The organism is Microbacterium sp. NPDC056057 (assembly GCF_042266945.1).
GTDB lineage: Bacteria > Actinomycetota > Actinomycetes > Actinomycetales > Microbacteriaceae > Microbacterium > Microbacterium trichothecenolyticum_C.
Genome location: NZ_JBHJWS010000002.1, coordinates 81,315 through 93,774, shown reverse-complemented (window position 1 = coordinate 93,774; position 12,460 = coordinate 81,315). Strand labels below are relative to the sequence as shown.

The following is a 12,460-nucleotide window of genomic DNA, read 5'->3' as shown; positions in this document are numbered from 1 at the left end:
CCTATGGATGAATGCACACCCAGCGCACACCAAGGTCACGGGTGGATAACATAGGCAGGTATGCCTGGGGTCATGCACCCCGGCGGCACTGGCGCCGTTGCGCCGCTCCCGAAAGCTTGAAGATGGAGACACTCCGTGGCCAACCCCCTCGAGAAACTGCTTCGCGCCGGTGAGGGTCGCATCCTCCGGCGGCTCCAGCAGGTGGTGAAGGCCGTCGGCGCGCTGGAAGAGGACTACGAGCACCTCACCGACGAAGAGCTCCGGGGTGAGACCGCCGAGCTCCGCGCCCGCTACCAGGCCGGCGAGACCCTCGACCACCTCATGCCCGAGGCGTTCGCGGCCGTCCGCGAGGCCGCGAAGCGCACCCTCGGGCAGCGCGCCTACGACGTCCAGCTCATGGGCGGCGCCGCGCTGCACCTCGGCAACATCGCCGAGATGAAGACCGGCGAGGGCAAGACGCTCACCGGTGCGTTCCCCGTCTACCTCAACGCGATCGCCGGCGAGGGCGTGCACGTCATCACGGTCAACGACTTCCTCGCGTCGTACCAGTCCGAGCTCATGGGCCGCATCTACCGCGCGCTCGGCATGACCACCGGCACGATCGTCGCGGGCCAGACGCCCGAGGTCCGCCGCGAGCAGTACAACGCCGACATCACGTACGGCACGAACAACGAGTTCGGCTTCGACTACCTGCGCGACAACATGGCGTGGCGCAAGGAGGACCTCGTCCAGCGCGGTCACTTCTACGCGATCGTCGACGAGGTCGACTCGATCCTCATCGACGAGGCGCGCACGCCGCTCATCATCTCGGGGCCGTCGTCGGGCGAGGCGAACCGCTGGTTCGTCGAGTTCGCGAAGATCGCGAAGACGCTCGAGTCGGGCGTCGACTACGAGGTCGACGAGAAGAAGCGCACCATCGGCGTGCTCGAGCCCGGCATCGAGAAGGTCGAGGACTATCTCGGCATCGACAACCTGTACGAGTCCGCGAACACGCCGCTCATCTCGTTCCTCAACAACTCGATCAAGGCGCTGGCGCTGTTCAAGCGCGACACCGACTACGTCGTGATGAACGACGAGGTCATGATCGTCGACGAGCACACCGGCCGCATCCTGGTCGGGCGCCGCTACAACGAGGGCATCCACCAGGCCATCGAGGCCAAGGAGGCCGTGCCGGTCAAGGCCGAGAACCAGACGCTCGCCACCGTCACGCTGCAGAACTACTTCCGCCTGTACGACAAGCTCGCGGGCATGACCGGTACCGCCGAGACCGAGGCGGCCGAGTTCATGTCGACGTACCAGCTCGGCGTCGTGCCGATCCCGACGAACAAGCCCATGATCCGCAAGGACCAGGCCGACCTGGTCTACAAGAACGAGACGGCGAAGTTCGCCCAGGTCGTCGAAGACATCGCCAAGCGCCATGAGGTCGGCCAGCCGGTGCTCGTGGGCACCGTGAGCGTCGAGAAGAGCGAGTATCTGTCGCGCCTGCTCGCGAAGAAGGGCATCAAGCACGAGGTCCTCAACGCGAAGAACCACGCGCGCGAGGCCGAGATCGTCGCGCGGGCCGGTCGCCTGGGCGCCGTGACCGTCGCGACGAACATGGCCGGTCGAGGCACCGACATCATGCTCGGCGGCAACGCCGAGTTCCTCGCGGTGCAGGAGATGAAGACCAAGGGCCTCGACCCGGTCGAGACGCCCGACGAGTACGAGGCCGAGTGGGACGCGGTCTACGAGTCGACGCGTGACCGCGTCGCGCAGGAGAGCACGAAGGTCGTCGAGGCCGGCGGTCTCTACGTCCTCGGCACCGAGCGCCACGAGTCGCGCCGCATCGACAACCAGCTGCGGGGCCGCTCGGGTCGTCAGGGCGACCCGGGCGAGAGCCGCTTCTACCTGTCGCTGACCGACGACCTGATGCGCCTCTTCCAGTCAGGCGCCGCCGAGGCGATCATCGCCCGGACGAACTTCCCCGACGACGTCGCGATCGAGTCGGGCATGGTCACGCGCGCGATCAAGTCGGCGCAGAGCCAGGTCGAGGCGCGCAACGCCGAGATCCGCAAGAACGTCCTCAAGTACGACGATGTCCTGAACCGCCAGCGCGAGGCGATCTACTCCGACCGCCGCCACATGCTGCAGGGCGACGACATCGCCGACCGCGTGCAGCACTTCATCGAAGACGCGATCAACGCCGTGATCGACGACCACACCGGGTCGGGCCACAGCGAGAACTGGGACTTCGACGCGCTGTGGACGGAGCTCAAGACGCTCTACCCCGTGGGTGTCACCATCGACGAGGTCGTGGCTGAAGCGGCAGGCCGCAAGGGCGGCATCACCGCCGACGGGCTCAAGCGCGAGATCCTCTCCGACGCCCGCATCGCCTACGACACGCGCCAGAACACCCTCGGCGAGGCCGCGACGCGCGAGCTCGAGCGCCGCGTGGTGCTCCAGGTGCTCGACCGCCGCTGGCGCGACCACCTCTACGAGATGGACTACCTCAAGGACGGCATCGGCCTGCGTGCCATGGCCCAGCGCGACCCGCTCATCGAGTACCAGCGCGAGGGTTACCAGATGTTCCAGGCGATGATGGGGCAGATCAAGGAGGAGTCGGTCGGCTACCTCTACAACCTCGAGGTCGAGGTGCGCCGCCAGGGCGAGGCCGGCGCCGAGCAGGTCACCCAGGTCGAGGCCAAGGGGCTCGGCGCGCAGCCGGTCGAGGCCCAGCGCCTCCAGTACTCGGCGTCGAACGACGCCGGCGAGGTCGAGGTGCGCAACGATCGCGGCCAGGTGCAGCAGGCGGCGACCACGCGTCTGCGCCAGGCGGCTGCCGCCGCAGCCGCGGCTCCCACCCCGCAGCAGGCGCCCGCCGCCGAGCCGCAGCGCGGAGCCTTCGGCCAGCGGACGGATGCCGAGGCCCCGGCTGCGCCGGCGGCTCCGCAGAACCGCGCGCAGCGTCGCGCGGCCGAGCAGCGCAAGAAGTAGGACTCGCTCACCAGGTGGCCCGCGCGCGAGCGCGGGCCACCTGGCGTCCATTGGCCCTCCTCGGCCGCGGATATCCTGAAGCGATGAGTCCCCTCCGCCCCCTCGATCAGTCGAGCAAGCTCCAGAACGTTCTCTACGAGATCCGCGGGCAGGCACTGGCAGAGGCAGACCGGCTGGAGGACGACGGCCACACGATCCTGAAGCTCAACACGGGCAACCCGGCGGTCTTCGGGTTCGAGGCGCCGTTCCAGATCGTGCGCGACATGATCGAGGCTGTCCCGCACGCGCACGGGTACAGCGACAGCAAGGGCATCATGTCGGCGCGGCGCGCGGTCGTGTCGCGGTACGAGCAGGTGCCCGGGTTCCCGCAGTTCGACCCCGACGACGTCTATCTCGGCAACGGGGTGTCCGAGCTCATCACGATGACCATGCAGGCGCTCCTCGACGAGGGCGACGAGGTGCTCATCCCGGCGCCGGACTACCCGCTGTGGACGGCGATGACGAGCCTCGCCGGCGGCACGCCCGTGCACTATCGCTGCGACCCCGACGCGGAATGGCAGCCCTCGCTGGAAGACATCCGCGAGAAGGTCACGCCGCGCACCAAGGCGATCGTCGTCATCAACCCCAACAATCCGACCGGCGCCGTCTACAGCCGTGAGGTCCTCCAGGGGATCGTCGAGATCGCGCGCGAGAACTCGCTGCTGCTCCTCTCGGACGAGATCTACGACCGCATCCTCTACGACGAGGCGCAGCACATCCCGCTCGCGACGCTCGCGCCCGACCTGCTGTGCCTCACGTTCAACGGCCTGTCGAAGACGTACCGCGTCGCGGGCTATCGCTCCGGCTGGCTCGTGATCACGGGTCCGAAGAAGCACGCCGCAGGTTTCCTCGAGGGCATCCAGCTGCTCGCGTCCACGCGTCTGTGTCCCAACGTGCCGGCGCAGTACGCCGTGCAGGCCGCGCTGTCGGGCGTCCAGTCGATCGACGCGCTCATCGCGCCCGAGGGCCGCCTCCATGAGCAGCGGGACGCGGCGTGGGAGGGCCTCGAGCGCATCCCGGGCGTGACGTGCCTGAAGCCCAAGGGTGCGCTCTACGCGTTCCCGCGGCTCGACCCGAACGTGTACGAGATCCGCGACGACGCCAAGCTCGTCTACGACTTCCTCGTCGCCGAGCACGTGCTGCTGGTGCAGGGGACCGGCTTCAACTGGCCGACCCCGGACCACCTGCGCATCGTCACGCTGCCCGAGGCCCGCGTCCTCGCCGAGGCCGTCGAGCGGCTCGGCAACTTCCTCTCGTCGTACAGGCAGTAGCGACGGGCTCCGCGCGCCGTGCGGTTCGTCAACCCCCTCGCGTGACACGGGTCTGCGTCGTACCTTCGCGGCATGTCCATCCAACTGAACCAGCCGGCGCTGCGCCACGCGCGCGCGCTCATCCGGGACGGCAAGGTCGTGCGCGATGAACGCGACGATTGGTCGGAGGCCGCGCCGACGGCCGACGAGGAGAACTCGTACATCGAGCGAGAAGGATGGACCGAGTACTCCCACTGGCACATCGGCATCGACCACCGCGAGAACGAGGAGACCAAACAGGCGTACTCGTTCCCGGTGGGCGACTTCACGAAGGTCCACCGGTCCGGGGTGATCTCGGCCGAGAGCCGCGCCGGACAGCACGACCACTATGAGATCCGCGACGCGCTGCGGTCGCTGCTGGAGCTCATCGACAAGGACGACAAGAGCTGACGACGGGACCGGCCGCATCGTCGGGGCCGGTTCCGTCGCAGGGTCGTACAGCCGCCGCAGCCGCCGCGCGGCGCCGTCAGACGTGCGCGTGCGACGACAGCTTCGTCGGGGCGTCGGTCAGAGGAGCGCGAGCGAGGTGGCGCGCCAGCGGCCGTCCATACCCTCGATCCGCACGGCCAGGGCGCGCGTGCGCGCAGGCCCCCGGACGACGACGACCGCTTCGATGATGCCGTCGGCGGGGGAGGACTCGTGCACCGACATGATCGTGTGCACGGGGCGCTTCGCCGCCACACCGCGGGCGCTGCGGGCCCGCGTCGCGAGGTTCGCACGCGTGACGAGCTTGCGGTAGGCGTCCTCGGTGAGCCAGCGGGCGAGCTGGTCGACTTCGCGGACACCCGCGAAGACTTCGAGCACGCCGACCGTGAGGTTGCGCAGGAACGGCTCCGGAGCGGGGAGCGCTGTGGACGGCGTCCGCTGCGGCGCGAAGAACTCTGCGACCTGCGCGCTGCTGCGGGACGCATAGGGTACGCGGGCGGTGCCCGCGGGCGTCGTTGCCATGGGTGCCAATCTCGACAGGGGGATGTCTTCCCGGACAGTAGACCACACAGCGAACTCTCAGGAAAATCCGCCCTGGTCGGCTGTGGATAACTCGTCGGCCGATCGGCCGCGGTGCCCTACTCTCGCTGAGTGCGCTGGGACCGCTTCTTCGACGACCTCGAGGATCAGCTCGCCTCCGAATGGGAGGCCGAGCGTGCCGCGCTCGACACCGAGGCCGAGCGTCTGCGGCTCTCGCGGGTGCAGCTGTCCGAGCGCCTGACGCTGCTCGCCGCCCGCGATGGCGCGTCGCCGACCGTGGCGTCGTTCGACCTCGCCGATGGTGCGACGGTGCGCGCATCGGTGACCGGCGTGGGCGCCGACTGGGTGGCTCTGGCCCTCGCCGACGGACCGGGTGGCGCGGTGGTCGTGCCGTTCGCCTCGATAGGGGCCGTCGGCTTGCCGCACGCCGACCTCCTGCGCACGGCGCGCCCGGCGCCGCCGCGATCGCCCTTGGCCGACCGGCTCACCTTCGGGTTCGTGCTGCGCGATCTCGTGCGCCGCCGGGCGGGGGTCGCCGTGCACCTCGTCTCGGGGCGGGTCCTCACCGGCACGATCGATCGCGCCGGCGCCGACCATCTCGACCTCGCGGTGCACGACCAGGGCGCGCCGCGGCGTGCCGACGCGGTATCGGGCTACCGTCTGGTGCCGTTCGCGGCCGTCGCGTGGATCCGCGCGGACGAGGCGCCGGCGATCCCCTGAGCGCCGAGTCGGCGCATCCGCGCGAGGGCTGCCGTGTTCAGTCCGGGTGGCGGACGATGCTTCCGCCCCACAGCTCGGGGAAGCTGGCGGTCTGGGACTGACGCCAGAGCGCCATGCGCCGGGCCTCCTCGGCCTGGTCGTCGAGGTAGTCCCCGACGCTCGCAGCGTCGATCCGCCAGCGCGCGGGTGCGCCGACCCGCAGGCCCCGGAGCCGCCCTTCGTGGACCAGAGCCATGACCTCGTCGACCGAGACGCCCAGCACCTCGCCCACCTGGGCGGGTGCGTAGAGCCGCACGTCGGACGTCGGGTCATCTGACATGCCCCCATTATGGACCTGCCTCCCCGGTGCGGGCTGGGCGCCCTCACCCCTGTGGATAACGCCCGACGGCCTCACGCAGAGTCGGCGACGATGGACGCATGACCGCCGCCCACGACCCCGTCCGCACCCCGCGCCGAGCCTTCTGGGGCGATGCGCGGTTCTTCCTCGGCGTGCTGCTCGTGGCAGCATCCGTCGTCGGCGTGTGGCTCGTCGTGTCGGCCGCGCGCCAGACCGTGCCGGTGTACGCCGCCGCCCACACGATCGTCCCCGGCGAGGCGATCGGGACCGGCGACCTGAAGGTCGTCGACGTCGCACTCGGAACGCTCGCCGGAACCTACCTCACCGCGGACGACCTCGACGAGCCCGTCGTCGCGACCCGCACGATCGAGGCGGGCGAACTGGTGCCCGCGGCATCCGTCGGCGATCCCTCCTCCGCGCGCACCACGAGCGTCGTCGTGCGCAGCGACATCGACGTGCCGGCGTCGGTCGAGGCGGGCAGCGTCGTCGAGGTCTGGTCGGCCCCGCTGCTCGAGCAGGGGGCGTACGACGAGCCGCGCGTCCTCGTCGCCGACGCCACCGTGGTCTCGGTGACGCGGGACGACTCCATGATCGGCGGCGGTGCGGCCGCCCTCGAACTCGTGATCCCGCGGGCGGACGTGCCGGCGACGCTCGCCGCGATGGCCGACGAGTCCGCGCTCTCCATCGTCCCGACGACGGGTTCCGGCTCGTGAGGGTCGTGGTCGCCGTCGACGACGCCCGGCTCCTCGTCGAGGGGCTGCGGCGGGAGGGGATCGACGTGATCGCGGAGGTCGCGGCATCCGCTCCCGCCCTCGCTGCGGCGGATGGGATGCTGGGCGCCGACGCCGAGACGCTGCTCCGGGCGCTCGCCGACGCCGACGCGCTGGTGGTCGCGGTGTCGCGGGCCACGATGTCGCCGACCGTCGTCGCCCTCTGCGACCGAGCCGGCACGCGCGTCGTGCCGCTCGTCGAGGACGCGGCGGGGGAGCGGATCGCGGCGTCGTGCGGCCTCGAGGCTCCGCTGAATCTGCACACCGAGCCATGGCGCATCGCCGAGGCGCTCTCCGCGGCGCCGCGCGCGTCGGCTGCGGAGCCGCCCGCGCGCCCGCAGCCGCGCGTGATCGCGGTGTGGGGTCCCGCCGGCGCCCCCGGGCGGTCCACCGTCGCGACGGAGCTCGCCGTCGAGCTCGCGCGCGGCGGGCGCCACGTCGCTCTGGTCGACGCCGACACGCATGCGCCGTCGCTCGCCCTGACGCTCGGGCTCGCCGACGAGGGTCCTGGATTCGCCGCCGCGTGCCGGCAGGCCGAGCTCGGCGGTCTCGACGCGCGCGAGCTCACCCGCATCGCGGTGCCGCTCGGCCGCACCGGGGTCGACGTGCTCACGGGCATCAACCGGCCCTCCCGCTGGCCCGAGCTGAGCGACCGGCGCGTGGGCGCCGCCCTCGCCGCCTGCCGCGAGTGGGCCGACTACACGGTGGTCGACGTGTCCTCGTCGCTCGAGCGCGACGAGGAGATCATGAGCGACCTCGACGGGCCGCGACGCAATGCCGCCACCCTCGCCGCGCTGCGCGCCGCAGACCTCGTGGTCGCGGTGGTGGCGGCCGATCCGGTGGGCGTCGCGCGGTTCCTGCGCGGGCACGCCGACCTCCGCGCCACCGTCGGCGCGACCCGGGTGGCCGTCGTCGCCAACCGGCTCCGCCCCGGAACCCTCGGCATCGACGCCCGCGGGCAGGTGCGCCGCACCCTCGACCGATTCGGCGGCATCGAGGACGTCTGGTTCCTCCCGCAGGACCCGAGATCCGCGGATGCCGCGATCCTCGCGTCGCAGCCGATCGCAGACGTGGCGCCCCGATCGCCCTTCACACTCGCGCTCCGCCGGTTCGTGGGCGAGGCGATCGTGCCCGCTCCTGCGCCGCAGCGCGCCGCCAAGCCGCGGCGCCGGGGCGTCCACCGCACCGGTTCCGAGCGACCCGCGCACGCCGACGCCGACGACATGGCACGTGTCGGCGAACGAGTCGTGTGATCGACGCGCTCTAGGCTAGGTCCGTGTCGACCCTCAGCGATCTCGTTTACGCCCAGGGCCGCTCCAGTGAAGAGGACGTGGAGTGGCTGCACCGTCTCGCAGGAGATGGCCAGCTCCTCGCCGATCTGGCGTTCGCCGACATCGTGCTCTGGGTGCCCACCTCCGACGACTCCTTCGTCGCCGTCGCGCACACCCGTCCCGGCGGCGCGGCGACGCTCTTCTACCGCGACATCGTCGGCGACCGCGTGCGGCCGCAGTGGCGCACGCAGGTGCGCGAGGCGTTCCAGACGGGTCGCATCGTCGACTCGGCGTCGCCCGACTGGTTCGAAGAGACCCCCACCCGCGTGCGGGCGGTGCCGGTGGCCCGCAAGAGCGGGAAGGAGGCGACGGTGATCGGTGTGATCACCCGCCACACGAACCTCGGCGAGGCCCGCACGCCCTCTCGGCAGCAGATCACCTTCAACGACTGCGCCGACGACCTCTTCGGCATGATCGCGTCGGGCGAATTTCCCGACCTGTCCGCGCCGACGTCGCCGCGGCGCGGCGCGCCGCGTGCGTCCGACGGTCTGGTCCGGCTCGACGTCGACGGCATCACCACCTTCGCGAGCCCCAATGCGCTGTCGGCGTTCAACCGCCTCGGCTTCGACGACGAGCTCGAGGGCGAGTCGCTCGTCGAGGTCGTGACCGGCATCCTGCCGACGAAGCGCCAGTTCGACGAGTCGCTCCCGGTCGTGGTCACCGGCCGCGCGCCGTGGCGCGCCGATCTCGAAGCGCGCGGGGTGACGGTGTCGCTGCGCACCATTCCGCTGCGCGATCACGGCACGCGCATCGGCGCGATCGTGCTCTGCCGCGACGTGACCGAGATCCGCCACCAGGAGCAGGAGCTCATCACCAAGGACGCGACGATCCGCGAGATCCACCACCGCGTCAAGAACAACCTGCAGACGGTGGCGTCGCTGCTGCGCATCCAAGCCCGCCGCTCTCACACCGAGGAGGCGCGTGACGCGCTCACGCAGGCCATGCGCCGGGTGTCGGCGATCGCCGTCGTTCACGACACCCTCTCGGAGGGCCTCGCGCAGAACGTGGACTTCGACGAGGTGTTCGCCCGCGTGCTGAAGCTCGTGGCCGAGGTCGCCGCGGCGCCGAACACGCGCGCCAAGACGCACTCCACGGGCCGCTTCGGCACCCTGCCCAGCGAATACGCGACGCCGCTCGCGCTCGCCCTCACCGAACTCGTCACGAACGCCGTCGAGCACGGGCTCGCGGGGCAGGAGGGCGATGTCGAGATCATCGCCGAGCGCACCGACGACCGCCTCGAGGTACGCGTGCGCGACACCGGCTCCGGGCTCCCGGAGGGTCAGGTCGGTCGCGGCCTCGGCACGCAGATCGTGCGCACCCTCATCCAGGGCGAGCTCGGCGGCACCATCGACTGGCACACCATCATGGGCAGCGGCACGGAGGTCACGATCGACATCCCGCTGCGCTACATCGAGCGCTCCAAGGGCTGAGCCCGCGGGTTCGGCCCGCGAACGTGCAGAACGGATGCCGCGGGATGCGGCATCCGTTCTCTGCAGGTCTTCGCTAAGAGGCGCGGCGCGCGCGGGCGGCGCGGCGCTTGAGCGCGCGGCGCTCGTCCTCGGAGAGGCCTCCCCACACGCCCGAGTCCTGACCGGTCTCGAGGGCGTACTGCAGGCAGATCTCGGTGACGGTGCAGCGTGCGCACACCGACTTGGCCTTCTCGATCTGATCGACGGCCGGACCGGTGTTCCCGACGGGGAAGAACAGTTCGGGGTCGACGGTCAGGCAGGCGGCCTTGTCGCGCCAGTCCATGGTGGTGCTCCTTGTGACAGAGGGGTGGGGAATAAAGGCCCGGTTCGGGTCCGGTACCCTGTGGGATGTGCGAGAAGAATCTCGCCCCACGTCGCTGTGGGAGCACACGGCTTCACCAATCGTCCCATAGCGGTTTACCTGAATCAAGGGTTCATCGGCGGGTTTGTGTAGGACTTGCTGAGTGTTCCCCAGGGCGTATGGAGGGTTCGCACAAACCGCTGTCGGTGGAAGAAGGAGTCGACGGAGAATGCGGACAAACCTGTCCGGAAGGATCGCCGCCGTGCTGGTGGGGCTCGAGGGACTCGGCCTCGCCGCGCTCACGGTGCGCGAGATCGTCGCGATCGTCTCGGGCGACACCGGCTCGATCGAGAGCGCGATCGCGCTGGCGGTGCTGACGCTCGTCGGCGCAGCCGCGGTCATCGCGTTCGCGTTCGCGATCTGGCGCGGTCAGTCGTGGGGGCGTTCGGGCGGCATCGTCACGCAGCTGCTGATCCTCGCGGTCGCCCTCGGCGCAGCGACGGGCGCGTTCGCCGATCCGGCGGCGGCGCTCGCGCTCGCCGCCCCGGCCGTGGTCGTCCTGGTGCTCCTCGTGCTCGCCGTACGCGACGCCGGACGGGCGGCACGCCGGCAGCGCGACGAGGAGTCCGACGGGCAGGCTCCGGGCGGCGCTTAGACGCCCAGGAGCGTCCGCACGCGCGCGACGTGGCCGGTCGCACGCACGTTGTACAGCGCGTGCGTGAGGCGGCCCTTCTCGTCGATGACGAACGTGGAGCGGATGACGCCCATGAAGGTCTTGCCGTAGTTCATCTTCTCGCCCCATGCGGCGTACTTCTCGAGCACCTTGTGGCCGGGGTCGCTCAGCAGGTCGTACGTGAGGCCGTCGCGCTCCCGGAACCGGCGGAGCTTCTCAGGCTCGTCAGGGGAGATGCCGAGCACCGTGTAGCCGGCGGCCTGGAGTGGGGCGAGGCTGTCGCGGAAGTCGCACGCCTCTTTGGTGCACCCGGGAGTCATCGCCGCGGGATAGAAGAAGAGGATCACGCGTCCGCCCCGCAGGGCCTTCAGCGTCACGGCCTGCTCGTCCTGGTCGACGAGCGTGAAGGCGGGGGCGAGGGAACCGGGTTCGAGGCGCGTCGTGGTCACCGTCCCACTCTAGGCGCCGGGCTCCTGGCCCTTCTTGGCGAACGTCTCGAGCAGTCGCTGCAGCGAGTCGAGGCGGGCGGCGCCGCCCGGGCCGAGCCGGCCCTCCTCGACGGCCTCGACGATGGCGCAATCCGGCGCATCGGGGAGGTGCGTGCATCCGCGGGGGCACTCCTCAGCGATCGCGTCGAGGTCGGTGAAGGCCCGCAGGATGTTCGCGGGGTCGACGTGGCCGAGACCGAACGAGCGAACACCGGGGGTGTCGATGACCCAGCCGTTGCGTCCTTCGCCGCGGTAGCGCAGCGACACGGTCGAGCTGGACGTGTGCCGCCCGCGGCCGGTCACGACGTTGACGTGGCCGGTCGCGCGCTTCGCATCCGGCACGAGCGCGTTGACGAGCGTCGACTTGCCGACGCCTGAGTGCCCGACGAACACCGTCGAGTGGCCGACGAGCGCCGCGCCGATGCGCTCGAGCGGCATCTCCTCCCGCCCGCTGGTGAACACCTCGAGGTCGAGGCCGTCGAAGTGCGCGAGGAACTCCGCCGGATCGGCGAGGTCGGTCTTGGTCACGACGAGGAGAGGACGGATGCCGGCGTCCAGCGCCGCGACGAGGTAGCGGTCGACGAGCCGCGGGCGCGGCTCGGGGTCTGCGGCGGCGACCACGACGAGCATCTGGTCGGCGTTGGCGACGACGACGCGCTCGACCTGGTCGGTGTCATCGGCGCTGCGTCTGAGCAGCGAGGTGCGCTCCTCGATGCCGACGATGCGCCCGAGTGTGCCGTCGTCGCCCGACGCGTCGCCGACGACGCGAGCGCGGTCGCCGGTCACGATCGGCGTCTTGCGCAGTTCGCGCGCCCGGGCGGCGAGCGCCGTGCGCTCGGTCGGCAAGTCCTCGTCGACGAGCACGGTGTACCGGCCGCGGTCGACGCCCAGCACACGCGCGATCTCGGCGTCGCTGTGCGCCGGACGACGTTTCGTCCGGGGGCGGTTGGCCTTCGGATTGGGCCGCACGCGCACGTCGGCCTCGTCGAACTCCGGCTCGTCGTCGTCGTCGAGGTCGTCGAGCCAGCTCACGGTGTCGTCCCGCTCATCGAGTCATCCCGGATCGGTTCACGCTGGTCATCC

At 70.9% G+C, this 12,460-nt stretch carries 13 protein-coding genes; 8 read left to right on the top strand and 5 right to left on the bottom strand.

Going from position 1 to position 12,460, the window contains the following annotated elements; genetic code table 11:
- The first annotated feature begins 135 nt into the window (after positions 1-135).
- The 3 genes from secA (at position 136) to ACFC1K_RS08295 (ending at position 4,712) form a co-directional block, all read left to right on the top strand.
- The gene (secA, locus tag ACFC1K_RS08305; RefSeq protein WP_375871239.1) at positions 136-2,973 is read left to right on the top strand and encodes a preprotein translocase subunit SecA; all 2,838 of its coding nucleotides are present in this window, start codon (positions 136-138) and stop codon (positions 2,971-2,973) included.
- A gap of 83 nt (positions 2,974-3,056) precedes the next feature.
- Positions 3,057-4,283 carry a pyridoxal phosphate-dependent aminotransferase gene (locus ACFC1K_RS08300; protein WP_310289426.1) on the top strand — a complete coding sequence of 409 codons (1,227 nt, stop codon included), beginning with the start codon at positions 3,057-3,059 and terminating at the stop codon, positions 4,281-4,283.
- A gap of 72 nt (positions 4,284-4,355) precedes the next feature.
- Positions 4,356-4,712: a hypothetical protein gene (locus tag ACFC1K_RS08295; protein WP_375871238.1), complete on the top strand. Its 357-nt coding sequence runs from the start codon at positions 4,356-4,358 to the stop codon at positions 4,710-4,712.
- Positions 4,713-4,829: 117 nt separating this feature from the next.
- On the opposite strand, the gene ACFC1K_RS08290 is transcribed toward ACFC1K_RS08295, so the two are convergent.
- The gene (locus ACFC1K_RS08290; protein ID WP_375871237.1) at positions 4,830-5,270 is read right to left on the bottom strand and encodes an Rv3235 family protein; all 441 of its coding nucleotides are present in this window, start codon (positions 5,268-5,270) and stop codon (positions 4,830-4,832) included.
- Between the two features lie 129 nt (positions 5,271-5,399).
- Between ACFC1K_RS08290 and ACFC1K_RS08285 the strand changes: the two genes are divergently transcribed.
- Complete coding sequence (locus tag ACFC1K_RS08285; protein WP_375871236.1) at positions 5,400-6,008, top strand: hypothetical protein; 609 nt, start codon at positions 5,400-5,402, stop codon at positions 6,006-6,008.
- A 37-nt stretch (positions 6,009-6,045) separates the two neighbouring features.
- On the opposite strand, the gene ACFC1K_RS08280 is transcribed toward ACFC1K_RS08285, so the two are convergent.
- Positions 6,046-6,327, bottom strand: a complete 282-nt coding sequence (locus ACFC1K_RS08280; RefSeq protein ID WP_056370437.1) for an excisionase family DNA-binding protein — start codon at positions 6,325-6,327, stop codon at positions 6,046-6,048.
- A 98-nt stretch (positions 6,328-6,425) separates the two neighbouring features.
- Between ACFC1K_RS08280 and ACFC1K_RS08275 the strand changes: the two genes are divergently transcribed.
- Genes ACFC1K_RS08275 through ACFC1K_RS08265 form a run of 3 tightly spaced genes read left to right on the top strand, consistent with a single transcriptional unit; the run spans position 6,426 to position 9,876 of the window.
- Positions 6,426-7,058 carry an SAF domain-containing protein gene (locus ACFC1K_RS08275; protein ID WP_310289433.1) on the top strand — a complete coding sequence of 211 codons (633 nt, stop codon included), beginning with the start codon at positions 6,426-6,428 and terminating at the stop codon, positions 7,056-7,058.
- Entirely contained in the window at positions 7,055-8,368 is a 1,314-nt protein-coding gene (locus ACFC1K_RS08270) for a CpaE family protein (protein WP_375871235.1), read from the top strand. The genes ACFC1K_RS08275 and ACFC1K_RS08270 overlap by 4 nt, the downstream gene beginning before the upstream one ends.
- Before the next feature lie 23 nt (positions 8,369-8,391).
- Complete coding sequence (locus tag ACFC1K_RS08265) at positions 8,392-9,876, top strand: histidine kinase N-terminal domain-containing protein (RefSeq protein WP_310289436.1); 1,485 nt, start codon at positions 8,392-8,394, stop codon at positions 9,874-9,876.
- Between the two features lie 73 nt (positions 9,877-9,949).
- Here ACFC1K_RS08265 and ACFC1K_RS08260 read toward each other — a convergent pair whose 3' ends face one another.
- Complete coding sequence (locus ACFC1K_RS08260) at positions 9,950-10,198, bottom strand: WhiB family transcriptional regulator (RefSeq protein ID WP_018171995.1); 249 nt, start codon at positions 10,196-10,198, stop codon at positions 9,950-9,952.
- Between the two features lie 247 nt (positions 10,199-10,445).
- Here ACFC1K_RS08260 and ACFC1K_RS08255 point away from each other — a divergent pair, with 247 nt between their 5' ends.
- Entirely contained in the window at positions 10,446-10,871 is a 426-nt protein-coding gene (locus ACFC1K_RS08255; RefSeq protein WP_375871234.1) for a histidine kinase, read from the top strand.
- Here ACFC1K_RS08255 and bcp read toward each other — a convergent pair.
- Together bcp and rsgA are read right to left on the bottom strand one after the other, a co-directional pair.
- A complete protein-coding gene (bcp, locus tag ACFC1K_RS08250; RefSeq protein WP_375871233.1) occupies positions 10,868-11,338 on the bottom strand; it encodes a thioredoxin-dependent thiol peroxidase in 471 nt (156 codons plus the stop codon). The genes ACFC1K_RS08255 and bcp overlap by 4 nt on opposite strands.
- A 9-nt stretch (positions 11,339-11,347) precedes the next feature.
- A complete protein-coding gene (gene rsgA / locus ACFC1K_RS08245) occupies positions 11,348-12,409 on the bottom strand; it encodes a ribosome small subunit-dependent GTPase A (RefSeq protein WP_375871232.1) in 1,062 nt (353 codons plus the stop codon).
- Between the last annotated feature and the right edge of the window lie 51 nt (positions 12,410-12,460).